General features: G+C 59.4%; 20 protein-coding genes and 1 pseudogene. 13 read left to right on the forward strand and 8 right to left on the reverse strand.

The features are described from left to right. Positions 1-163 precede the first annotated feature (163 nt). The 8 genes from NL528_RS12140 to NL528_RS12175 all read left to right on the forward strand — a co-directional run bounded on the left by NL528_RS12140 (position 164) and on the right by NL528_RS12175 (position 10,734). Positions 164-1,720: a DcaP family trimeric outer membrane transporter gene (locus tag NL528_RS12140; RefSeq protein ID WP_309182892.1), complete on the forward strand. Its 1,557-nt coding sequence runs from the start codon at positions 164-166 to the stop codon at positions 1,718-1,720. Between the two features lie 552 nt (positions 1,721-2,272). Continuing rightward, on the forward strand, positions 2,273-3,325 hold the full coding sequence (locus tag NL528_RS12145; protein ID WP_309182893.1) for a DUF417 family protein: 1,053 nt from the start codon (positions 2,273-2,275) through the stop codon (positions 3,323-3,325). 119 nt (positions 3,326-3,444) lie between these two features. Next, entirely contained in the window at positions 3,445-4,275 is an 831-nt protein-coding gene (locus tag NL528_RS12150) for a haloacid dehalogenase type II (RefSeq protein ID WP_309182894.1), read from the forward strand. Between the two features lie 9 nt (positions 4,276-4,284). Next, on the forward strand, positions 4,285-5,028 hold the full coding sequence (locus NL528_RS12155) for a gluconate 2-dehydrogenase subunit 3 family protein (RefSeq protein WP_309182895.1): 744 nt from the start codon (positions 4,285-4,287) through the stop codon (positions 5,026-5,028). A 4-nt stretch (positions 5,029-5,032) separates the two neighbouring features. Next, on the forward strand, positions 5,033-6,811 hold the full coding sequence (locus tag NL528_RS12160; RefSeq protein ID WP_309182896.1) for a GMC family oxidoreductase: 1,779 nt from the start codon (positions 5,033-5,035) through the stop codon (positions 6,809-6,811). Beyond that, positions 6,804-8,063: a c-type cytochrome gene (locus NL528_RS12165; protein WP_309182897.1), complete on the forward strand. Its 1,260-nt coding sequence runs from the start codon at positions 6,804-6,806 to the stop codon at positions 8,061-8,063. The genes NL528_RS12160 and NL528_RS12165 overlap by 8 nt, the downstream gene beginning before the upstream one ends. A gap of 1,508 nt (positions 8,064-9,571) precedes the next feature. Next, entirely contained in the window at positions 9,572-10,240 is a 669-nt protein-coding gene (locus tag NL528_RS12170; RefSeq protein WP_309182898.1) for a response regulator transcription factor, read from the forward strand. Positions 10,241-10,335: 95 nt separating this feature from the next. After that, positions 10,336-10,734, forward strand: coding sequence for a response regulator (locus NL528_RS12175; protein ID WP_309182899.1), 399 nt, complete (start codon positions 10,336-10,338; stop codon positions 10,732-10,734). A gap of 97 nt (positions 10,735-10,831) precedes the next feature. Here the strand turns inward: NL528_RS12175 and NL528_RS12180 are convergent. Further along, positions 10,832-10,990, reverse strand: a pseudogene (locus NL528_RS12180) (IS5/IS1182 family transposase); the annotation flags it as partial. Positions 10,991-11,067: 77 nt separating this feature from the next. Here NL528_RS12180 and NL528_RS12185 point away from each other — a divergent pair. After that, complete coding sequence (locus tag NL528_RS12185) at positions 11,068-11,481, forward strand: hypothetical protein (protein ID WP_309185376.1); 414 nt, start codon at positions 11,068-11,070, stop codon at positions 11,479-11,481. Between the two features lie 24 nt (positions 11,482-11,505). On the opposite strand, the gene NL528_RS12190 is transcribed toward NL528_RS12185, so the two are convergent. Both NL528_RS12190 and NL528_RS12195 read right to left on the reverse strand, forming a co-directional pair. Then, positions 11,506-11,883 (reverse strand): helix-turn-helix transcriptional regulator, encoded by a 378-nt coding sequence (locus tag NL528_RS12190; RefSeq protein WP_309182900.1) that lies wholly within the window; start codon positions 11,881-11,883, stop codon positions 11,506-11,508. Then, on the reverse strand, positions 11,880-12,755 hold the full coding sequence (locus NL528_RS12195) for a S1C family serine protease (RefSeq protein ID WP_309182901.1): 876 nt from the start codon (positions 12,753-12,755) through the stop codon (positions 11,880-11,882). Before NL528_RS12195 ends, NL528_RS12190 begins: the two co-directional genes overlap by 4 nt. Before the next feature lie 223 nt (positions 12,756-12,978). On the opposite strand from NL528_RS12195, the gene NL528_RS12200 reads away from it, so the two are divergent. Further along, positions 12,979-13,404, forward strand: a complete 426-nt coding sequence (locus tag NL528_RS12200; RefSeq protein WP_309182902.1) for a DOPA 4,5-dioxygenase family protein — start codon at positions 12,979-12,981, stop codon at positions 13,402-13,404. A 6-nt stretch (positions 13,405-13,410) separates the two neighbouring features. Here NL528_RS12200 and NL528_RS12205 read toward each other — a convergent pair whose 3' ends face one another. Further along, positions 13,411-15,030 carry a hypothetical protein gene (locus tag NL528_RS12205; protein WP_309182903.1) on the reverse strand — a complete coding sequence of 540 codons (1,620 nt, stop codon included), beginning with the start codon at positions 15,028-15,030 and terminating at the stop codon, positions 13,411-13,413. A 423-nt stretch (positions 15,031-15,453) separates the two neighbouring features. Between NL528_RS12205 and NL528_RS12210 the strand changes: the two genes are divergently transcribed. From NL528_RS12210 to NL528_RS12220, 3 genes are all read left to right on the forward strand, one after another. Further along, positions 15,454-16,881, forward strand: a complete 1,428-nt coding sequence (locus NL528_RS12210; protein ID WP_309182904.1) for a hypothetical protein — start codon at positions 15,454-15,456, stop codon at positions 16,879-16,881. Between the two features lie 156 nt (positions 16,882-17,037). After that, positions 17,038-17,523 carry a hypothetical protein gene (locus tag NL528_RS12215; protein WP_309182905.1) on the forward strand — a complete coding sequence of 162 codons (486 nt, stop codon included), beginning with the start codon at positions 17,038-17,040 and terminating at the stop codon, positions 17,521-17,523. A gap of 251 nt (positions 17,524-17,774) precedes the next feature. Beyond that, a complete protein-coding gene (locus NL528_RS12220; protein ID WP_309182906.1) occupies positions 17,775-18,041 on the forward strand; it encodes a hypothetical protein in 267 nt (88 codons plus the stop codon). A gap of 11 nt (positions 18,042-18,052) precedes the next feature. Here the strand turns inward: NL528_RS12220 and NL528_RS12225 are convergent, their stop codons facing one another. The 4 genes from NL528_RS12225 to NL528_RS12240 form a co-directional block, all read right to left on the reverse strand. After that, positions 18,053-19,093 carry a uroporphyrinogen decarboxylase family protein gene (locus tag NL528_RS12225; RefSeq protein ID WP_309182907.1) on the reverse strand — a complete coding sequence of 347 codons (1,041 nt, stop codon included), beginning with the start codon at positions 19,091-19,093 and terminating at the stop codon, positions 18,053-18,055. A 36-nt stretch (positions 19,094-19,129) separates the two neighbouring features. Next, positions 19,130-19,999, reverse strand: coding sequence for a fumarylacetoacetate hydrolase family protein (locus NL528_RS12230; protein ID WP_309182908.1), 870 nt, complete (start codon positions 19,997-19,999; stop codon positions 19,130-19,132). After that, positions 19,996-20,325, reverse strand: coding sequence for a hypothetical protein (locus tag NL528_RS12235; RefSeq protein ID WP_309182909.1), 330 nt, complete (start codon positions 20,323-20,325; stop codon positions 19,996-19,998). Before NL528_RS12235 ends, NL528_RS12230 begins: the two co-directional genes overlap by 4 nt. 86 nt (positions 20,326-20,411) lie before the next feature. Next, positions 20,412-22,373: an EAL domain-containing protein gene (locus NL528_RS12240; protein WP_309182910.1), complete on the reverse strand. Its 1,962-nt coding sequence runs from the start codon at positions 22,371-22,373 to the stop codon at positions 20,412-20,414. Between the last annotated feature and the right edge of the window lie 110 nt (positions 22,374-22,483).

The following is a 22,483-nucleotide window of genomic DNA, read 5'->3' on the forward strand; positions in this document are numbered from 1 at the left end:
GGACATGCGTTCGGAGAAGTGGGCTGCCGAGGAGATGGAATGACTAACAAGGCGATTGACCCCACAAGGCCCGACGACTTGGCGGCGGCAGTGGACTTCTCCGTTATGGAGGGCAACAAGGCCAGGGTATCGACACTCTTATCCTCGATCAGGAGTGGGGATCATGCGCAGAGCTGATGTGCTGCCGATCCCGCGCGAGCTAATATTGGCTGCTCTTCAGCTTCCGCTTGCGGCCTTCATCGCCGGAACGGCCAACGCACAATCGCCGCAGCAATTGGAGCGGATGGAGGCACTTATTCGTGCCCAGGCAGTACAAATCGAGCAGCTCAATCTCGAGATGAAAGCGCTGAAGAAGGCTCAATCCAAAACGCCGCGGCAGGCTGAGACTGCGTCACGGCAGGCCGGTAGGCCGCCCCCTCGAGTCGATACCGTGGTCGAAGCGGCCCCGCCGGCCGTCAGGACTCCGGGGGCGATCGGCTCGCCACAATATCCAAATTACGTCATTGCGGGAGACAAGAAGCTGTCATGGAAGCTGCCCGGTAGCGATGTCAGTTTGCGGATCGGCGGTTATGCGAAACTTGACGCTATCGGAATCACCGGCGGCGACCGCTCCGTTGGAGCAAACGACCAGTTCAACGTGTTCCAAATACAATCGCGCGGAACGTCTCCGACGGGCACCGCGCCCGGTGACCCAAGGACGAATATTCATGCGCGGCAATCCCGCATTTTCGTTGAGGCGAGCAAGACCGATACGCCGCTCGGACCGGCGCGTGCCTATGTCGAAGCTGACTTCTTTGGTCCAATCGATCTCGGCACTCCAACCGTTTCAAACTCGCACACGTTTCGTCTTCGTCACGCCTATGGCGAAGTGGGACCGCTGCTGGCGGGGCAGACCTGGTCGACATTCGTCGATCCGACAACCTATCCGGAGGTCCTGGATTTCACGGGGCCGGGAGGGGAGGCCTTCATTCGTCAAGGGCAGGTCCGGTACACCCACAATTTCGGCGGCGGCCTCACGGCCTCGGTCGCGGTGGAAAACCCCCAATCCAGAATCCGCATAGGTGAAGGGCCTGTCTCCGGAACGGGTGCGGCACCTGCAGCCACCGGCCTTCAGGTCATCGGCGTCGGTCCGTTCGCGCGCGACAGCACCCCGGATTTCATCGCCCGGATCCGCTATGAAAGCCCGCAGTTCAATCTCCAGCTTTCCGGCGTTGGCACGCGATCGGCCGCGCCTCCGGCAACTCCGGCCGCATCCGTTGTCGGCGGAGATGGGAAGTTCGGCTTCGGCGTGCTGGCTTCGGCGCAAATCGCGCTTCCGCTGTTCAACGACAAGGACAACTTCAGATTTCAGGCAGGCTATCTGGACGGTGCATCGCGCTACCTCCTCGATGTCGCCAGCACGGCGCCTTCTGTCGCCTATAATGCGACACTGACACAATTCGACAGCATCAAAGCTTTCGGCGGATTCGGGGCCTTGCAGCACTGGTGGACCGATAAGCTCCGTACCAATCTTGTCTACAGCCTCGTCAAGATCGACAATCCGATATTCGCGGGGCCGGCGGCAGCACGCGAAACCCAGTATGGGGTCGTTAATCTTATCTACAGCCCGTGGCCGGACGTCGATATCGGCGCCGAGTTTCAGTATGGACAGAGGACAGATGCCGATGGGCGCAAAGGCAACCAGACGCGCATCCAGTCCTCCCTGATCTACCGATTCTGAACATTGGTTTGAGGGCGCGTGATGCGCGTTTGATCGCACCAACGAATCGTGCGCGAAACGCAGCGCGCCCTCACGCCATCAACCACGTGTCGATCCGTGAAGGCGAGCGCAAATTCCTGTGGACCGGTCAAGGCCTCGCCCTGCGGATATCCTCGTTTGAGCGACCTTGGTCTCAGCGCGGCCTTTTTTGAATGGGCGCTCGTCGATAACCTCAGTGTCGGCACCGATATCCAGGAAGCGATAACACTCGCGCCGTCGCTACGCTGCTGGCGAACAGCCGTTGCGAGGGTGATCACCGGTCGGTCGCCACGCAGCGCTGCTGATAGAGTCGAAGAAGATCCTTTTCTAATGTTGCTGTCATTCATGCAGTCTTGCTTAGATTTTCAGGTTGCGACGTCCTTTTTCGATGTAGCGAATTGCGATTACCAAATGACAAAATATACTCTGCCCAGAAATGCAACGGTTGGAGTTGGTCGCAAGAAGCGATCGAAGTGCTGAGGGTCAAAGCCTGAGCGAGTAACAACGACGCCATCCGGCTACCATGAGACGACAATGATGAGCGATCTTTTGCATGCACTGGCAAACTCCCGTCTCCTCAAGGGGAATCTCGACTATCATCTAATTCGAGCGTCAATGGTGATCGTATTTCTGTTGTTCGGGTATCAAAAGTGGTTTGAATATGAGGCGCAGGTGCTGATCCCCTATATCAGCAATGGGCCCCTAATCTTCTGGATCTATCCTGCTTTCGGCATTAGCGGCGGTAGTTGGTTCTTGGGCGTTATGGAATGGCTATTTTGCGTGCTTCTGTTCTGGGGGTTTTGGAATAGGCAGGCGGGAATCCTTGGAGCTCTCGGATCGTGCGCTACATTCGTGGGGACCGCTACGATCATTCCATTCATGCCGAACGGATGGGACGAGGTTGCCGGCGGCTTTCCTGCAATGACCGGTAACGTTCCGTTTCTTATGAAAGATGTCGTGCTGCTTGCTGCTTCATTCTACCTGTTGAAGCAGGATGTCGTAAGGGCGATACGTTCCCCTAACTATGCAGGCATAACGAAATATCTGATCGAGCGTCTCGCAAGGACGATGACTGCTCTCGGCCTTCTCAACGACGATCTGGAGTACTACGTACTCCGTCTCGCGATGGTGATCATGTTCGCGTTCTTTGGCTACACAAAGTGGCACGAGTACGCAGCGCAGTTGATGATCCCATTTATCAGCAATAGTCCCTTCATTTCTTGGTTGTATCCAGCCTTCGGGCTGCGCGGAGGTGCCCGGTTCCTAGGTGCGTCGGAGTGGATAATCCTGGCACTCCTGTATGCGGGATTCTGGGATAAGAGGTTCGGACTTCTTGGGGCCATTGGCTCAACCATAGTCTTCGTTACGACCCTTACGATCATCCCCTTCATGCCAAATGGATGGGATCCGGCTGCCGGGTTTCCTGCGATGGCAGGTCTCGTGCCATTCCTGATGAAGGATTTGGTCCTTCTTGCAGTGTCAATGTATTTGCTGAAGCAGGACGTCATGAGGATGTCTCTCTCCAGCAGGGATGCCGAAATGAGCTCGATGCGACTGCGTGTCGATGCCATTGCTGCTGGCAATTGAGCAGTGACGCTCGTCATAGCAACAGAAGCATACCCGACGAAAACCCGTGACCGCACACGCCGCGCTCGCAGAGCGTACGGAAGGCACTGTGGCCCACAAATGCAATAGGAGAAAACACCATGACTGACGATCTCTTGCTCTCGATGTCGCGCCGCAGGTTGCTTGCTGGACTTGGAACCGCGGCAGCTGGCGGTGTAACGGCAAGTGCTGTCGGGAAGGCGGTGCGCGCACGCGCTCAGGAAAGCAAAGGCGGCGCTGTGGTGCCGTCGATCCTTGCGTTCGATGTCAATGAGTCGCTGCTCGACATCCAACACCTAGCGCCTCTGTTTGAACGGCTATTCGGCGACGGAAAGTTCGTGAACGAGTGGTATGCACAGCTCGTCCTCTACTCGGAAGCAATAACTCTGGCGGGGGGGCCATACACACCATTCTTCAATTTGTCACAGGCTGTGCTGAAATTGATGGGCTCAATCCACAGCGTCTCGATTCAGCAGGCCGATATCGATGAACTGGGAATGCGATCGGCCACGATGCCGGCTCACCCCGATGTGCCGGTCGGGTTGAAGCAATTGAAAGATGCCGGTTTCCGGCTGGTCACGCTAACGAATTCGCCGCCCGACGCGCAGATCAGCCAGCTAAGGCACGCGGGCATCGATGGCTTCTTTGAAAGATTGTTCAGTGTTGATCGCGTGCGTCGATATAAACCGGCGCCGCAGGTGTACCACATGGCGGCGGAAGAGCTGAATGTGCAGACCGCTGCGATCTGCCTGATCTCAGTGCACGTATGGGATAATTTGGGCGCACAGAACGCTGGCTGTTCGTCGGCGCTCGTCGCTAGACCAGGCAATGCTCCTCCGCCGGCCCTGGCCTTACCGGGGTGGCCCGCCCCGGCGGCCGTTGGGCCGGATCTTCCAGGCGTGGCCACGCAACTGATCAAGCTCTGGCGTTAAGGACTCTAAATGGAAACGTCCAAAACGACTCCGCCGGCCGTGCGGCGGCGCGAACTCCTTGCCGCAACGGCGATGCTGATGTTTAGCGCTACAACCGTTCGCGCTGCGACCATCGCCGGGCAGCTGCCCTGGACGCCCAATGCGGGAAATCCGCCTTCTAGGATCAAGCTTGGGCCTTGGGAATTCTTTACCGGCGAAGAGGGCCGCACGATGGAGTCGCTGGCCGACCGCATCATTCCGGCGGATTCCGAAACGCCCGGCGGGAAGGATTCCGGTTGCGCCATATTCGTCGACCGACAATTGGCGGGTTCCTACGGAAGACAGGAAGGACTTTACCTGCGCCCACCATTTCAAGTCGGCGCAAAGAACCAGGGACATCAGTCCGAAAAGGGCCCGGCTCAGGAATATCGTGAAGGGCTTGCAGCGCTGGACCGAGCATGCAAGGGCGAGCTCGGTAAGTCGTTCGCGGATCTTTCCGACGACGACAAGGACCTCGTCCTTAAAGGGTTGGAGAGCGGAGAAGTTAAACTCCAGGGAGTCGACGGCAAGTCGTTCTTCGCGCAGATCGTCAGAGACGTTCAGATGGGATTCTTCGCCGACCCCATCTACGGAGGCAACCGCGATATGGTCGCGTGGAAGATGATCGGCTACCCGGGCGCACGATACAACTACCTCGATTGGATCGGTCGCCACAATGAACGCTTTCCCTTGCCGCCGGTCAGCATGACCGGCAGCGCGCAATGGACGAGGTAGGCCCATGCCCGGCAGGCTCCCGAAGAAAGATGTGGTCATCGTTGGCTTTGGCTGGACAGGCGCGATCATGGCGAACGAGCTCACCGACGAAGGGCTCGAGGTCATCGCCATAGAGCGCGGCCCATGGAGGGACGCGCCGACCGACTTTCCACCCAGTTATATGCAGGACGAGTTGCGCTATCGTGTGCGTCATGAGCTTTTCCTGCGTCCGGACCAGCTCACCTTCACGTTCCGCAATAGGATGAACCAAGCCGCGCTTCCAATTCGGAGTTGGGGAGCATTTATGCCGCCCAACGGAGTGGGCGGCGGCGGCGTACACTGGAACGCCGAGATGTGGCGTTTTCTGCCGTTCGATTTTGTCCTGAAAACGCATCTCACCGAGCGTTACGGCGCCTCCTTTCTGCCTGAAGACATGACGATCCAGGACTGGGGCATCACCTACGATGAACTCGAACCCTTTTATGATCGGTTCGAATATCTTTGTGGAACTTCGGGAACTGCGGGAAACATCAAGGGAAAGATCCAGGAAGGAGGTAACCCGTTCGAAGGTCCCCGTTCGCGCCCCTATCCGACGCCCGCACAGGCCCAACCGTTCAGCCACACGCTATTCGGCAAGGCCGCGCGCGAACTCGGTTACAAGCCCTTCCCGCAGCCGTCCGGAAATCTCTCGCAGGCATACACGAATCCGTTGGGATTGCGGCTGGGCCCATGCACATATTGCGGCTTCTGCGAGTGGTTCGGCTGCAGCAATTATTCGAAGGCCAGTCCGCAAACAACGATTCTGCCTTATCTCGTGCGAAAGCCCAATTTCGCGCTGCGCGACAAATCGGAGGTTGTAAGGATCAACCTGGATCGCTCCGGCAAACGGGCCACCGGCGTAACGTTCGTCGATTCCAGCGGCGAGGAATGGGAACAGCAGGCCGATCTGGTGATACTGTCCGCCTATTCGCTGTTTAACGTGCAGCTTCTACTGCACTCCAACATCGGGCGGCTCTACGATCCCGTCTCCAATACCGGAGTCGTAGGCCGCAACTATACGCACCAGACCGTATCGACCGTGAACGGCTTCTTTGACAACAAGAAGTTCAACTTCAATCCGTTCATCGGGTCAGGTTCGATCGGTATGTGCATCGACGAGTTTAATGGGGACAACTTCGACCATGGCCCTCATGGCTTCGTCGGCGGCGGCTATGTGGGACAAGTGCAGACCGGCGCCCGTCCCATCGAAAGCACGCTGGTCCCGCCGGGAACGCCGAAGTGGGGCGCCGACTGGAAGAAGGCAGTGAAGGAAAACTATCTCAGCACTGTAAAGCCCGGCAGCGGGGTGCACGGCAGCTTCTACGCCTACCGCGACATCTATCTCGATCTCGACCCAACCTACAGGGATCGCTTTGGGCGTCCGCTGATGCGGATCACGATGGACCTGAAGGAAAACGAGATAAAGCAGAACAAGTTTCTGACCGATAAGTTCGCTGAGATTATCAAGGCGATGGGCGCGGAAAAGCTTGCCGTGCAGTATAGAAAGGCCCCGTACGACATCACTGTCTATCAGACGACGCACCTCAACGGCGGCGCTATCATGGGCACCGATCCGAGGACGAGCGCGCTCAACAGGTACCTACAGAGTTGGGACGTTCCAAACCTGTTCGTGTTAGGTGCCAGCGCGTTTCCGCAGAACCCCGGCTACAACCCGACGCTCACTGTGGGGGCATTGGCATTTTGGGCTGCAGACGCGATCAGAAATCAATATCTCAAGAATCCGGGAAGGCTGGTCGATGCCTAGGAAAAGCTACCGCACCAATTTCCTCGGTGGCATCGCGGCCCTGTCGCTCGCGGCGACGCCGAGTGCGCGAGGTGGCGCTTCCGATCCGCAGGAATTCACGCAGATCGAACGGGGCCGCTACCTGGCGATCACGTCCGATTGCGTGAGCTGCCATACGGTGCCGGGAGGAATGCCGTTCGCGGGCGGCCGGCCAATCGAAACTCCCTTCGGCGATATCGTCGCTCCCAACATCACGCCGGATCTTGAGACCGGAATCGGCGCCTGGAGTGATGATGCGTTCGACGCGGCGATCAGAAAGGGCGTTCGGCCCAATAGTGCGCGTCTTTACCCCGCCATGCCTTACAACGCCTACACCAGGATGTCGCGCGATGACGTTCAGGCGATCCGCGCCTACCTCAACTCGGTGGATCCCGCTCGAAACGCGGTGGTCGCCAACACCCTGCCATTTCCGTTCAACATCCGCGCCGCCATGCGAATTTGGAACTTGCTGTATTTCAGGGAAGGCGAATTCACGCTTGACCCAACCAGGTCCGCCGAGTGGAATCGCGGAGCGTTTCTCGTCGACGGTCCAGCGCATTGCGGCGCCTGTCACACGCCGAAGACGTTTCTCGGCGGCGATCGTCTCGACCGGTATCTGCAAGGGTCCTACCTGCAGGGTTGGTCCGCGCCGGACATTACGAACGACAGGCGCGCGGGACTTGGCGAGTGGACGATCGAGGACATAGCGGCCTATCTGAAGTCCGGTCACAACCGCATCACGGCGGCAACGGGCCCGATGGCCGAGGCCGTTTCTTTATCCACGTCCCACATGACGGACGTAGATGCGAAAGCGATTGCAACCTACCTGAAGTCGCTCCCAGGCAATCAGAACGGCGACGGCGACAAACCGTTACCGGCGGATACCGGGACGATGAGTGCCGGAACCGCAATTTATCGGGACCAATGTTCAGCATGCCATGGAATCGAAGGTAAGGGCATCCCAAATCTGTTCCCCTCAGTTGCCAACTCCTCGTTAGTGAGATCGAAGGACCCCACCACGGCGATACGAATAGTGCTCCGGGGCGCACGCAGCGTCGGGACTAGTGACGAACCGACGGCGCCGGGAATGCCTTCGTACGGATGGCAACTCGATGACGGACAAGTCGCAGCCGTCTTGAACTACATCAGGAATTCCTGGGGCGGCGCGGCACCGGAAATCGAAGCAAAGGACGTGAATCGCGTACGATCGGACGCCGCTTCGCGCTCCGATTGAGGCCTCGCCCTGGTATTCCGCCCAAAGGTATGCGCAGCAGCGCCTGGCACAGTCCGGCGGCGACGGCAAGAAAATGCGCTGCGCTACCTTGGTCATCGTCTGCGACGCCGAAGTAGGCTGCCGCCTGCTCGATCAGGTTTCCCCAGCGATAGCGATGTGATCGTTGATGTCACTGATATCAGTCGTTTGATTGGGCATGGATACTCTCCATGAATTCGACCAACGCGGCAGGGATAGAAGGGCGGTCGGCCGCATATCGACCGGCCGCAGTTACCCGGTCTAGGGAGCGGGAGGAACGCCGGGTGCCGTCAGAACTACATGACGAACCCGAACGATGCTTTTGCAATATTCGCGAGTCTGTTGACGCCTTGCGTTAATATCAGAGCATACAAAACACTTCACCAACTCCGGACGTAGACGTCCAGGCCGCCGTGCTTGCTGGCATTTGTCCGCGAGTTCGTGAAAGATCATGTGGAGGGCTAGAGCGAGACGCGGCTCCGGGATGATGTCGAGCCCTGCAAGGAGAATACACGCTTTGAATGCAGAACTTCGTGACGCAAAATCCCGGCCGCGCCTCCGAATGGATCGGAGAAAGTCGGCCCCATGTGTTTACCCGCTACGGTACATTTAGCACGACGGTGGCTAACAACAGCGACAGATGATTAGCTTTAGCTTTCTATCGAGCGAAGCGTCCAAAAGCCTCTCTGTCGCATTAAAGATCGTGATGCGCGTTTGAACGGCATCGTCCTCGGCCGAGTTCGGGGCAAACGCGCTGCCGCGTGGCTGTACATGTACGCTCTCAGCCGCTCCTGGGGCTGCCGTTGGCGGCTGACTAGAGAGAGGGTCAGCCATCACGGTTGCTGGCGGCTTTAGGCGGTCCGAAGTCCGCGCAGCCATTTTCGGCTTTCGTCGCGGCGGGCCTTGAGGCGTTCCACGCACTTCTTTGAACAAAGTGGAGTGCGCCAGGAATAATATCGGATGAGACCAAACGGTCCGTCACAGATCGCACAGTGCCTCGGTGTGCCATGCCGAGTATTTTGAGAGAGATTGAGCATCTCTGTCTCCTCTAATCTCTGTGTGAGTCCTGATGATTTTTTCAGTTGCCACCCAGGGAAGCTGGATCACGTTCGAGCTGGGGCGAGATCGTTGACATTCGCATCACCCAATCGACCACTCCAGAGCTCGTAGCGAGATTAGGATGAGATAGACCAATAGTTCAATCGTACGTAGGTGCGCGCCGATAGCCGAGAGGGCCGCCAGAACTAAACAAAGGTTTGCGTTAGTGTCCGACGCCTTATTTGGCCAAGCATCCGCATTTGAACTTGAGGCGCAATAAGAGGGCGCTATTTGCGTCGAGAGACGGCATAACTGATCAAGACCACCTCGTCTCCGTTGCTGTCTTGAAACCAGAAGCAAGTCCGGGGGTCCGGAAGCATCTTGCCACAGGACCATAGCGTATTTAGCCTTGTGGCCGAGGCCTTGGTGGTATGAAAAATGGAACCCGCGCGATGGTGAAAGGCGTGTCTTCCGGTTCCCCGGCCCCAGTTCGAGAGGACCCGATCGTGCTCGTGATCGATGACGATCCTCTTACCCGTGGCTCACTTAGCAGCCTGTTCCGCTCGGTCGGATTGGGCGTGAAAGCGTTCGCATCCGCAACAGAGCTGCTGGAAAATCCACTTCCCGCCGTTCCCAGCTGCCTCGTCCTCGATGTTAGACTACCTCGGCTGAGCGGGTTCGACCTGCAAACAGAGCTCAGTAGGCTGGGCGTAAATATACCGATCATCTTCCTTACCGGTCATGGGGATATTCCGATGTCGGTCAAGGCCATGAAAGCGGGTGCCGTTGACTTCCTGACCAAGCCGTTTCGTGACCAGGAGATGCTAGACGCAGTCGCCGGGGCTCTTGAGCGCGACCGGAAGCGTCGTAGCGAAGAGCAGTCCAATCTGGACATGCGAGCCCGATTTGAAACGCTGACCCCTCGCGAGCGCCAGACTATGTCGCTGGTGACAGCAGGCCTTATGAACAAGCAAGTTGCCGGCAGAATTGGCATAAGCGAAATGACGGTGAAGATTCACCGTGGCCATGTTATGCGAAAGATGGGTACGAAATCATTGGCTGATCTGGTGCTCGTCGCTGAAAACCTTGGCATTCGTGGGCAAGACAAAAAGGAAGACTAATACTCAGGTAGTATTTCCTGCAGGGCTGCTCCGTGACACCCTCCGCTTGGCGAAAGCCAGGACAATGGCTTGTCAGCCGGCGGTGGAACGAACGGTTGATCGAGATTCCGCTCATATCGATTGTAGACGACGACGATCTGTTTCGCGCGGCCATAGAGAAGCTCGTGAAATCACTCGGGCTGGTAGCTCGCACATTTTCGTCAGCTGAGTCGTATCTTCAGTCATCGTGGGTGAAAACAACCCGCTGTCTGATAGCGGACATGCAAATGCCAAACATGAGTGGCCTCGAGCTACAGGAGCATTTGTCTCATCTCGGCTTCGACATTCCCATTATTTTCATAACCGCCTATCCGGACGACGCTGTAAGAGCGAGGGCAATGAACGCTGGAGCGGTCTGCTTTCTGCACAAGCCGATCGACCTGCAGGGGCGGCGCCTTGCCGACTGTTTGCAGGATGCACTCAGCAGGGCAAAGCGACCTTCTCCAGGTGCATAGCAGTTTACCCAACCGGAAATCCATGGTTGCAGCCATCGGGCACAACCACGTTCACGCGCCACATTGCCGAGGTGACGGCCTGCGGATGACCGGTGTTGGCGCAAAGGTTAAGCCCGTTGATCGCTGCATGCAGCAGCTTGGCATCGGTTGGGAAGGTGATGGCCTTGGGCTGGACGGTGGTGTCCACCGTGACCCGTTTGAGATCGCGTGTGCGCAGCGCACCGGTCTTGTGGGCGACCCTTAAACTCTCGGGAAGCTGAAGCCGAGGGAGGGTGGTACGCCGCGCCGATACCGGCGGGCGCCGGCATCCTGGCGTTCCACACCGATGCGGATTTGCCCGCCGCACGCGATGGGCGGACGCTGTCGACGCTGCTGACGCGGGCGCGACGATTGCCAATGCTCGGATGTCTGTTGCAGGACGCTGGGTGGGACCGGGGCGAACGGAGTTATTGCGCACAGGGAACCTGGCTCGAAACGGCGGCGGGAGAGGATTGGCTGGCGGTCGGCGATGCCGCGCTGGCGTTTGATCCCATTGCGGCCCAAGGCCTGTTCAACGCGATGTATCTGGGCCTTGCCACCGCCGAAGCCGCGGAGCGCTGGTTCGAGGGCGAAAGCGATGCGCTTGCGGAATACGCCTCGGAGGTCGCGAGGACTCGGGACATCTATGTCGATAATAGTGCCGCCTGGTATCGTCAGGAAACCAGCTGGGCCGATCGTCGCTTTTGGGCGAACCGGCATCGGAATTGATCCGCGGTATCATTCCAATCATCGCTACAGGTCGATGACCCCGCGGCGCGCCGCGTGCGCCACCGCGTCGGTGCGGCCGGTGGCGTCGAGCTTGTCGAGCAGCGAGCCGACATGGAACTTGGCGGTATGGACCGATATTCCGAGCTGCCTTGCGATGGTCTTGTTCGACGCGCCTTCGGCCATCAGTGCCAGCACGTCGCGTTCGCGCGGCGTAAGCTCGATGCCATGCGGCTCAATGGCGCTTTGCGGATCGCGTGACACGACCGTGACGGTCGCCGTCTCGCCCGGGGCGGCGAGGCGGAGACCGGCGACGCCACCGAGCAGCGATGCGAGCCGGTCCGCGAGCACGGGATCGTCGATCTCGACGGCAACGACGATGGCAGGCGCGGTCTCCTCGCTCACGCCTCCGGCCTTTCACCGATCGTCAGCTTGACCCGCGTCGGCTCGCCGCCGCGCCGGATCGCCACGTCGACGACCGAGCCGACGCTGTCGGGGCCGAGGGCCCGCAACAGCGCGCGCACGCCGGAGAGTTTCTCGTCGTTCCAGCCGACGATCACGTCGCCTTGCCGGATGCCGGCGGCAGCCGACGGCCCCGTCTTGTCGACGCTCATCACCATCGCGCCGATGCCGTCGTCGAGTTTGATAGGCTGAAGGCCAACCCCGAGATAGCCGCGCGCGATCCGGCCGTGGGTTTCGAGTCTGGCCGCGACACGATCGATCGTCGCCGCCGGGATGACGATCACCCGTCGCGCCCCCAGCACCGCCATGCCGATCGGTTCGCCGGCGGCGTTCAGCGCGAGGCCGCCCTGGTGGCTGTGACGCAGCCGGACGTCGAGCTCGATCCTGGCGTCGATGTCGCCGCCGCGAAGGCTGCGCCAGCGGCCGCCGGTGAGCGAGATCGTGCCGAGCGCTGCGGCAGGTGCGCCGCGCTCGGCGGCGACCACGATCGAAAGCGAACCGAGCGCCGGCACCTCGGGCAAAAGCTTGATCGGCGCGATGTCTTTGGCGTCGAACCGCACAAGAGCGATGTCGGTCGTGTGATCGCGGCCGACGATGCTGCCGGACCGTGCCGTTCCATCGGCAAGCTTGATCGAGATCTCGCCTTCTTCCGCCAACGCCTCGTCGGCGGTCACGACGAGCCCGGGTTTCCAGACGAAGCCGGAAGCGCGCGATCGATGCGAGTGCACCGAGACGATCGACGGCGCAGCCCGGGCAACCAGGCTGGCGAGCGCGGAAGAGAACGAAGAAAGGATGGCGGCACTAGGATCAGTCATGGGAAAAACTCCGGTTGGGCTGCCACTAATTTGGTAAGCGCGGAGGCATTGCGGAACTACCCGGATGGGCAGGAGCATGCCTTGCAGGCCAACTTTCCTTGTCCCCCGCACAAATGGCCTTTCCCCCAAAACATTTTCCCTGTTAGCTCGGATGGACAGTTTCCTGGAAATGCGGCTGCGATGCAGCGGTATTCCATGCCAATCCGTATCGATGGATACCGAAATGACCGATTTTCCCGACGGCGACGCCCCGCGATCCATCAGCGAGATCGCAAGTTTCCACGCCCACGTCTATTACGATCCCGCCACCACGCGCGCCGAGGCGGAGCGGCTGCGCGGATGGCTGGGTGAGCGGTTTTCCGTCACCTTGGGGAGATGGCACGACGTGAAGGTCGGTCCGCATGACCAAGCGATGTATCAAGTCGCCTTTGCCAAGGAGATTTTCCCCGAGCTGGTGCCGTGGCTGATGCTCAACCACGGCCCCTTGAGCATTCTGGTCCACCCCAACACGACTAACCCGCGCCGGGACCATCTTGCCGATCCCCTCTGGATCGGGTCGCCGCTTGCGCTGCATGGCGAGAAGCTGCCGGACCATGCCGAGATGGAACAGGCGCCTGCGCCGAATACGGCGCCGGTTCTCCGGCCCTAGATCGCGTTATCTCGGATTCGGATGACCGTCGAGCCGAAGCTGGTAGACGAAATAAGTCGGCGTGCAAAATCCGATCTTCCGGCTTTTCAGGATATTCAGGGTTTGCGTACTGACGTTGAATTTTGCGCCGGTCAAAAGCTCCGGCATCTCCTGGCAAATATAGTCTTCCCGGCAAAACCGCGACGGCGTGCATACGTTCAAAAGGCCGCGGCCGACACCGGCGGCGAAGACGGCGCTGTCGAAATATCCCTTGGCCATTTGTTCAAAGCCCTTGCCGCCGACAATCGCGCAGATTTCGTCGGGTATGCTCCCGGGCTGAATTGCCGCCAATTTCGACTCGTCGGGCTTGCACGGACGGGTGATGCGGCCCAGCGGCACGCCAATTCTTGTTGGACGGCAGTTGTAATCGTAGCCGCTCAATTTTCCTTCCGGCATTTTATAGATGAGTTCATCTTTACTGACGCGATCATTGAACGAACGCAGGTTGAAACTTAACGGCTCTTTTGCGTCACTCTTTGCGGTCGAGTCGTCGATGACATTCGAGCGGCAACTCAGGCCCGCGTAGATGTTCTGTGCGCCGGGCAGGCATTGGCCAAGGTAGGAAGAAGCCGAGGCGTTCGTCACTACTGCCTGGCAACTGAGATTGCGGGTGGAACTGCAGCTCCATTTTGCGGAATTCGCAAGATCCGCGTTCAAGGGACACGGCATATTGTCGCCGGCGGGAGCGTAGGTCGGGCCTCCGTTCTCCCAGACCGCCGCGGGCGCGGAAGGGTGCGGCCGAAACATGTTGGGCGCCTGGCCCGACGAAACTCTCTCGACATAATCCTTGCGGCGGGCAAGTTCGGCGTAGACGTGGGGCGAGAACGGCAATTGCAGCTTGTTGCCGTCAAGCGCGCTTTTGATTGCGTCCGCACCACTGCCGAAATCAAACCGGTCCACTCCCAGGAAATGAAAGCCTGCGGTCGAAGAAGATTGATGGCACCCCATGCAGGACGAAGTATTCAAACGTTCGAGCAGGCCGGCGCCGGATTGCACGAATTTGAGAGATTTCGCCGGAATTCCGGCCGCCGTGACGATCTTTCCTGCTTGCTCCCTGTCGACCAAGAGATCAAACGGCCTGTTAGCCACGCGCGAGCTGCCGGCGGTGGAGAAACTGAGCGCGACGTCGGCCTCCAGACTTTCAGGCAAGTTGAAGACGCCGGTGTCGATTTCGGCCATGTGGCCCGAGAGATATTCCAGCAACTGCTTCTGCTTGGCGGGATCTTTCAGGATCGCCTGCACGTCCGGCGTGTTCTCCAGTTTGGCGGGCTGAAATTTTCCGCCTCTAACGGCGAATATCCTCATCCAGTAGATCGCTTGACCCGCGAACTTGCGATTCTCCATGTTTTCAAGGTCCGATGGAAAGCGCGCCACCTGGGCGTTGATTTCCATCTGCTTGAAAGTCAGCTTTGAAAGATCAAGTGGGCCCTGCAACAGGCGCCGGGCAATGACGGTCGGATCGTCTTTATCCATTCCATCGATGCGCCAGAGCGCGGCGATATCCCGGCAATTCTTGCCGTCGTCACCGTAACTGAAGACCATATTCACGGTGAAGGGCATGCGCGACGCGTAGGTCTTGCCGTTCATTTTGACGTCGTAACCGAGCCGGTAGATGAAGCGTAGTTCGCCGCAATGGGCGCGGTCGAAATCGCGGCGGTCCATCCGGTTGACCACACCCGACAATATGAACAACCCGTCGCTGGAGCCGAGCCATTTCTCGTTGAACACGCGCGCGACGTTGCCGTTCAGGCGCAAGGTCTTTCCGGCGTCCGTTTTGGCCGACTTCGGGTCGTACGTCCTAAGAATTTCCTTTTCCCAGTCGATTCCCATCCCTGAGATGATCCGGGCAACGTCGGCGGACATCACGGCAGCGAATTGTGCGTAGGTTTCGTTGAAGCCCAGCAAATCGCTCGCGCGCGTGGGCCCGGTCGCGACGACCGGCAGCGGCAGCTTTTGTGAGGCGTGAATCTTCCTGAACAGGGTCAACAGCGAAAGTGGGGATGTGTTGTCATGATCGAGCTCCGCAAGCAGCGGCGCCTGGCTGATCAGCGTTGTAACCGGAATGGAGGCCTGCGGAGACTCGGCGAAGCCGCGCGTAGCTGCGAGGATCAACAGGCAGATTATCGAAATGACGCGCATCTATTATTTGTACTACGGCAGCGGGTACTTTACAATTTGAGGCTGAGCGCTCCAGGAGTCGCGATGAAGCCTTTCGGAATCGTATTGCTCATATCTATGGCGGGATGCGTGAGCCAACTGACGGCGTCGCCAGCCGTGGCCGCCGAGCCTTACGCCCAGGACGATATGCACAATCATGATGGAAGCCATCCGGCCGGATCGAAGGACTGCGGCACCAACTATATGCTGCCAGGAGAGACGGCGAGGCGTGGCTCGCATTCGTTCATGATTCTTGGGCAGGAGGATGCCGATCATATCCTCGTCGAGCACCGTTCGGGGACGCCGCCGCATAATTATCAGTTCTTGCTCCGTCTTCGCCTGGATCCAGAGGAGATAGCCGCATACCAAAAGGTCCTGAAGGGGTCCAAAACCCTGCCGGCCTTCACGACGATTTATTACGATGAAGGCGGCGTGCAACGCGACCGCAGCTTTTTCTGCCTGCAGGATTTGCCGAGGATTTTCGGGCCTCATAAAGACAAGGATGAATTCTCGTCGCTGTTTCCGATCAGGGCGTCATTGCAAAAGAACGCCGACCATGAGGGAGGCTTCGCGATCAAGGCTTCCGTGGTGCCCGGGCTTTATTTTTCGCTCGATCGCAAAGACATCGAGTTAATCGTATACCGCTATCTTCCTGCCTATTTGCCACAGGAAAGCTTGCGCAAGGCGATCAAGGCAAATCCCGAAGCCGAAATACCTCTGCTCCAACACGCTCCGCTCTTCGCCACCGAGCCGGCGCAAACGGCATCGCAACATAAATCCTATATTTCGACTGACGGCGCGATCGCGATGCCCGGAGATGCTTGCCAGCATGACTATTATCTAAAAAAAGCCCCGGTGCCGAAAACGATTCACAATTTCCTGCTGATGGGCGAGGGCGCCGGCAACAGCGTAATAGCGGTCTATTACGCCGACCGGGCTCCGCACAATTGGCAAGCGGTCCTGACGTTGAAACTGTCGGATGAAGAGATGAAGGTCTATCGCGCCGCAAAGTTGGGCAGCAAAAATCCGCCGGTCCTGCAAACGCGGGTCGGTGAGAACAATTATTTCTTCTGCATGAGCGATCTTCGCAAGCAGATCAGCTCCGGCGAATTCAAGGTGGGCGGCACGATCTATCGGGATTCGGATCTGAGCGACTATCGTCTCGGAACAGCCGTCGGCCAGATCGATCTGGATGCGAGCAAGGTCGCGGTCGTCGTGAACCGGAATTTGGCGAGCTTGATGAATCCGCTCGCCGTCGCCAAAGATGTTTTGGGACGCTAGCTTCGCGTCAGTCCGGCCGTCGCAGGCGTGAGAGCTGCCCGTCCGGGGCTGAACTTCGCCGAAAAGACCGAGGGCGGGAATGCGGCCATGGCCTCTTCGCCGAAGTGTTTGAGCTAGGTCAATTTACTCGGCCGCGCGAGCGCTATTCACTTAAACATGCGCAAATGCACCAAATATCTCGCGGCGATAGCCGTGGTCATCGTTGGACTGGCAGCGCCGGTCCTGGTCACCGCCCAGCCGGCGCAAAAATATACGCCCCGGCTGGCCGACATCATGAGCGCGGTCCAGTTCAGACATTTGAAATTGTGGACTGCGGGTCAACTGCAGAACTGGGAGCTGACGGCCTATGAGCTGGAACAGGTCAAGGGCGGCCTGACGGAGGCCATATCGTTCTATACCAATATACCCGTTGAAAATGTCGGGATGATCGATCCGCCGATTACGTCGCTGGACAAATCCATCGCGGCCAAAAATGGCGCTGGATTCAAAAAGGCTTTCAATGAGCTGACCGCCGGCTGCAACGCCTGTCATCAATCGATCGGCCGCGGCTTCATCGTCATGACGGTCCCGGCCGTGTCACCTTTCAGCAATCAATCATTTTCCCAGGGTCACGGGTCGGGGAAGGGGAATCCGCCGCGATGACCCGGCTGTGTGGCTGGTTCGACGACGCAGCGGGTGCCATATGCACGCTGCGATGGATACATCACGGCCACGCAATGCCTCTTCCGGTTTTGCCGGGACGAGTGCATCATGCGATCTCATCGAAAAAACCTCCGCCGGTGGCCCCCGGCCGCCGCCGGAACGAATCGGTAATTTGATTTGAGCCAGATCAAGGAATCCTGACCCCTTGGCGGCTCATACTGCGACGTGAATTCATCGGGTGGGGGATGCTCATGACAAGTCATCTGGAGCTGAGTTCGCGAGCGGCGCTTTGCAGGCGGCTCGCGGCGCGCGAGCCGAGCAGCAAGGCCTATTGGCTGGCGGAGGCAGAGAGCTGGTCGCGCCTCTCGCTTGAGCCAGGCCATGCCGTCGTAGCAGAAGGAACGGCGCTGGCCGGATACCGCGGCCGCGCAACCCCGTACCGTTACGATGCGCTCGACACTAAGGGCGACCCATTCGAACAATTCCTCGGACTTATGGCGGCCGAAGACGAGCGATAACGCGTTGGGGGCTAGCCGATCTCCTTCCGCACCATCGCCGCGGCGTCGCACATCGCCTTCAGCTTTCCGAACGCGACATGGCGCGGCATGTATTTCATGCCGCAATCGGGTGCGACCACCAGCCGGTCGGCGGCGACATGCTTGAGGCCGTTGCGAATTCGGCCGGCGACCACTTCCGCCGTTTCGATCTCGGGATTGCCGAGGTCGAGCACGCCGAGCATGATCTTCTTGTTGGACAAATCCTTGAGCACGCCGAGATCGAGTTTCGGCTGCGCCGCCTCGATTGAAATCTGCTCGGCGCAGGTTTCGGCGAGTTCGGCGAGGAAGGAATAGCCGGCGGGTTTTGTCGAACCCGGCACCACCGCCGCATAGCCAAAGCACAGATGTACCACGGTCGGCACGGTGATGCCTTGTAGCGCACGGTTAATGGCCTCGACCGCATAGCGCTTCGCCAGATCCGGATTGTTGCGGACCCAGGGCTCGTCGAGCTGGATCACATCGGCGCCGGCCTTCTGCAGGTCGAGCGCTTCGGCATTGACCGCTGCGGCGAATGCCATCGCCAGTTCTTCGTCGTCCTTGTAGAACTCGTTCTTGGCCTGCTGGCTCATCGTAAACGGGCCGGGCAGGGTGATCTTGGCGGCGCGATCGGTGTTTTTGCGCAAAAATTCCGTGTCGTGCAGTTCGACCGGCTGACCGCGCTTCACCGGGCCCACGACGCGGGGCACCGGCGTCTGGGTCCCGTTGCGCGCGGTGATGATGGCAGGATTGTCGGCATCGATGCCGTCAAGCGCGGTCGCAAAGCGGTTGGAATAGCTCTCGCGGCGGATTTCGCCGTCGGTCACGACGTCGATGCCGGCGCGCTCCATGTCTCTGATGGCAACGATGGTGGCATCGTCCTGCGCTTCCTCGAGATGTTCGGCCGGCAACCGCCACATCGCGTGCATGCGGGTGCGCGGCACCGATTTCGACAGCATCGCGCGATCGACCAGCCATTCCGGCTGCGGGTAACTTCCGACCACGGTGGTCGGCAACAGATGTCTGGGCAGGTTCATGACGTCCTCCTTCTTGTTATTTTCGCTCGCGGCCAATCAAGCGGCCCGCGTCGCCGCGGCCGCCACCTCGTCCTTGACTGGGTTGCTGAGAATGCCGATGCCGGAAACCTCAACCTCGACCACGTCGCCGTCCTTCATCCACAGCGGCGGCGTGCGATAGGCGCCGACGCCGCCTGTCGTGCCGGTCACGATGACGTCGCCGGGCGCGAGCTCGGTGAAAGTCGAGCAATAGGCGATCAAGGCGGGGACGTCGAACACCAGGTCGGAGATCGGCGCGGCCTGCACCTCGACGCCGTTGAGACGGGTGGCGATGGTCTGCTTGCTGATATCGGGAAGTTCGTCCGTCGTGACCATCCACGGCCCGAAGCCGCCGGTGCCGGCAAAGTTCTTGCCCGGCGCGAATTGCGAGGTGTGGCGCTGCCAGTCGCGAATGCTGCCGTCATTGTAGCACGCATAGCCCGCGACATGTTTCAGCGCCGCCTCGCGCGAAATGCGCCGGCCGGCCTTGCCGATGATGACGGCCATTTCGCCCTCGTAATCGAAGCGCTCGGATTCCAGCGGCCGGATCATCGGCTGGCCGCCGCCGACCTGGCTGTTGGCAAAGCGGGTAAAGATCATCGGATGCGGCGGGGTGGGATGGCCGCTCTCCGCAAGGTGCGTGGCGTAGTTGACGCCGATGCAGAAGATCTTGTCCGGATCGGGCACGGTCGGCAGCAGCTCGATGTCTTTCAGCGCGTAGTCAGGCCGTTCGCCCTGCAAGGCCTTGAGTTCGTCAAGCGATCCCTTGGCCAGCAGCGCTTTCAGCGTGGGATAGGCTTTTAGCCGCTTTGCGACGTCGATCACGCCTGCGTCCGTTACGATGCCGTAGCTTGCTGCGCCGGCCGCCTTGAAACTTGCGATCTTCATGGTTGAACACCTTCTTCGATGATTGAAACATAGGGGGTGATGGGCAGCACGATCTCGCCCGAGCGCATGGGAACGCAGGCGGGCGGGAAGTCCTGTTGGAAGCGGGCGCCGAGCGCCGCGGCGCGGTCCAGAAAACGTTCGAGATGATCCATCGCGCCGGATGGCAAATCGTGCAGCACCATCAGGCTCCAGGGTTGTGCGCGGCATTGGTCGAGGGCGCGATCAGCCCAGCCGTCCGGATCGTCCCAGTCGCGCGGGATCGCCTTCCACAGCACGCAGCTATGTTTGTGGCGCGGCAGATTGGCGGGCGAATTGGCTGTCGTCAATCGAAAATCGTTTTTTGTCGGAGCGCTACCGGGCTTCGCAATGGCACCGCTGGAGATACCCGCAAAAGCTCGCGCCCGATCGCAGGTTACGCTGCTTGCGTCGACCGCGGCTTTTTCTCGTTGAGCAAGGCGAGGATCTGGTCGGCTGCCATCGGTCGGCCGATGAGATAGCCCTGAACTTCATCGCAGTCGGTCTGACGCAAATACTCGAGCTGATCAGCCGTTTCGACGCCTTCCGCCACCACGCCAATCCGCAGGTCTTGCGCCAGCCCGATCACCGATTTCACGATCGCCGCACAATCCGGCTGTTCCAGCATGTCACGGATGAAGGACTGATCGATCTTGATGCGGCTCAAGGGCAGTTTTCGCAAGTAAGTCAGCGACGAGAACCCCGTCCCGAAATCGTCGAGGGCCACGGTCACTCCCAATTGCAGGAGTGAATTCAGGATCGAGGATGCCGATCCGTATTTCGAAATCAGCATCGATTCGGTGATTTCGATTTCAAGCCGGCTGGGTGAAACCCCGGCCTGGGCGAGCGCCTGCACTGTGGTCTGCAGAATGCCCGTGTTACGAAATTGAGCCGCGGAGAAATTCACGGCGACCCTGATGTTATCCGGCCAATTCGAAAGCGCCGAACAGGCGCGGTGGACGACCCATTCGCCAATCTGGTGGATCAGTCCGGTCTCCTCGGCAACTGGAATGAATTCACTTGGTGGAACCAGTCCGCGCACGGGGTGCTGCCAACGCAGCAATGCCTCGAAGCCGGTTATCCGGTTGGCGCGTAGACCGAGAAACGGCTGGTAGACGAGAAACAGCTCGTTCCGCTCGATGGCTCCTTCCAGATCCCGCTGCAACGCCCGGCGGTCGCGCGCCGATTTGTCGTCGCTGGCCTCGAAGAAGCAGATCGTGCCCGGCCCCGATTTCTTGGCGCGATAGAGCGCGATGTCGGCATGTTTCAGGAGATCGTGGGGCGTGTTGCCGTCTCGTGGTGCCAGCGCAATTCCGACGCCGGTGGCACCGACGATCTCGCATCCTTCGATCAGGAATGGATCGGCAAAGGCGGCGACGAACCGTTCGCCAATTTCGAATGCGTCTTCCGGCCTGGTCAGATTTGCCATGATCAGCGCAAATTCGTCTCCGCCGATGCGGGCGACATGTTCGGCCGCCCGCGTGCACCGTCGTAATCTTGCCGCCACTTGAACGAGAAATTCGTCGCCGGCGGGGTGACCGAACCTGTCGTTCACCTCCTTGAAGCGATCGAGGTCGAGCAGAAGCACGGCGAATTCCTCGCCGGAATGCGCCAGCCTCCGCAAGGCGCGTTCGAGGGTTTCGTTGAAGGCAATGCGGTTTGGCAAATGCGTCAGGGGATCCTGACGGACGGTCCTTTCGGCTTCGAGCTGGGCGATGATGCGTCGCGTGAATGCGAACGAATTCACGAAAACGCCGCGCAGAAGCACGCTGCCATAAACCACGACCAGGATGGCCACCAGCAAATAGACGAAATCGCCGTTCCTGCCGAGGCAGATGGCCGTACCCAGAAAGATCGGCGCCGTGAATGCGATCGCCGCTACCGGGATCGTGGCGAAAGCGAATGCGCCGCCCGCCAGCATCCCGGCGCAAAGACAGGTGATCACCAATTGTGCACCGTTGGAGGCATCGGCGAAGAAGGCCACCGGGACTATTCCCCAGGCGGTTCCGAGAATGAGTGCGTTTCGCACCAGCCGGTGCATGGCCCGGCGGGATACGAATTGCGGCTTTGCGATCCGTCGCGATGAATGTGCTTGCCAGCCGAAGAACATGGCGCCGCTGGCCACCGCAGCCGCCCAGATCAGGGCCATGTTTCTGTCGGGCGAATGCCACAGCGCTATCGCGAGCACCATCGCGTTGCAGGCATTGGCCAGCATGATGCCCAGCGAATAGCCGAGCACGAGGCAAATCTGCTCGGCGCGGATGTGACCCGCGAGGACTTCATCTGTCGATGGTCCACCGAACACCGCCAGATCGCCGGCGAACAATCTGGTGAAATAGGAACCTAGATACGATCGCATCCCTGACCCGGTGGGCTTGGCCCCAACGCTGGCCTTGGACGCGAAAGTTCGCTGCAAACCTTTGACAAAATATGAATTTTTGAAATCTCCGCCGTTACACTGCCAGGTTG

The organism is Bradyrhizobium sp. Ash2021 (assembly GCF_031202265.1).
In the GTDB taxonomy this organism is placed as follows: domain Bacteria; phylum Pseudomonadota; class Alphaproteobacteria; order Rhizobiales; family Xanthobacteraceae; genus Bradyrhizobium.

Bases quoted from the DNA above. Each gene is read 5' to 3' on its own strand.
- NL528_RS12210 (WP_309182904.1), top strand. From the start codon at position 15,454: ATGATCGAGCTCCGCAAGCAGCGGCGCCTGGCTGATCAGCGTTGTAAC.
- NL528_RS12170 (WP_309182898.1), top strand. From the start codon at position 9,572: ATGGTGAAAGGCGTGTCTTCCGGTTCCCCGGCCCCAGTTCGAGAGGAC.
- NL528_RS12215 (WP_309182905.1), top strand. From the start codon at position 17,038: ATGCGCAAATGCACCAAATATCTCGCGGCGATAGCCGTGGTCATCGTT.
- NL528_RS12155 (WP_309182895.1), top strand. From the start codon at position 4,285: ATGGAAACGTCCAAAACGACTCCGCCGGCCGTGCGGCGGCGCGAACTC.
- NL528_RS12220 (WP_309182906.1), top strand. From the start codon at position 17,775: ATGACAAGTCATCTGGAGCTGAGTTCGCGAGCGGCGCTTTGCAGGCGG.
- NL528_RS12225 (WP_309182907.1), bottom strand. From the start codon at position 19,093: ATGAACCTGCCCAGACATCTGTTGCCGACCACCGTGGTCGGAAGTTAC.
- NL528_RS12195 (WP_309182901.1), bottom strand. From the start codon at position 12,755: ATGACTGATCCTAGTGCCGCCATCCTTTCTTCGTTCTCTTCCGCGCTC.
- NL528_RS12160 (WP_309182896.1), top strand. From the start codon at position 5,033: ATGCCCGGCAGGCTCCCGAAGAAAGATGTGGTCATCGTTGGCTTTGGC.
- NL528_RS12230 (WP_309182908.1), bottom strand. From the start codon at position 19,999: ATGAAGATCGCAAGTTTCAAGGCGGCCGGCGCAGCAAGCTACGGCATC.
- NL528_RS12140 (WP_309182892.1), top strand. From the start codon at position 164: ATGCGCAGAGCTGATGTGCTGCCGATCCCGCGCGAGCTAATATTGGCT.
- NL528_RS12150 (WP_309182894.1), top strand. From the start codon at position 3,445: ATGACTGACGATCTCTTGCTCTCGATGTCGCGCCGCAGGTTGCTTGCT.
- NL528_RS12205 (WP_309182903.1), bottom strand. From the start codon at position 15,030: ATGAACGGCAAGACCTACGCGTCGCGCATGCCCTTCACCGTGAATATG.
- NL528_RS12145 (WP_309182893.1), top strand. From the start codon at position 2,273: ATGATGAGCGATCTTTTGCATGCACTGGCAAACTCCCGTCTCCTCAAG.
- NL528_RS12165 (WP_309182897.1), top strand. From the start codon at position 6,804: ATGCCTAGGAAAAGCTACCGCACCAATTTCCTCGGTGGCATCGCGGCC.
- NL528_RS12200 (WP_309182902.1), top strand. From the start codon at position 12,979: ATGACCGATTTTCCCGACGGCGACGCCCCGCGATCCATCAGCGAGATC.
- NL528_RS12240 (WP_309182910.1), bottom strand. From the start codon at position 22,373: ATGCGATCGTATCTAGGTTCCTATTTCACCAGATTGTTCGCCGGCGAT.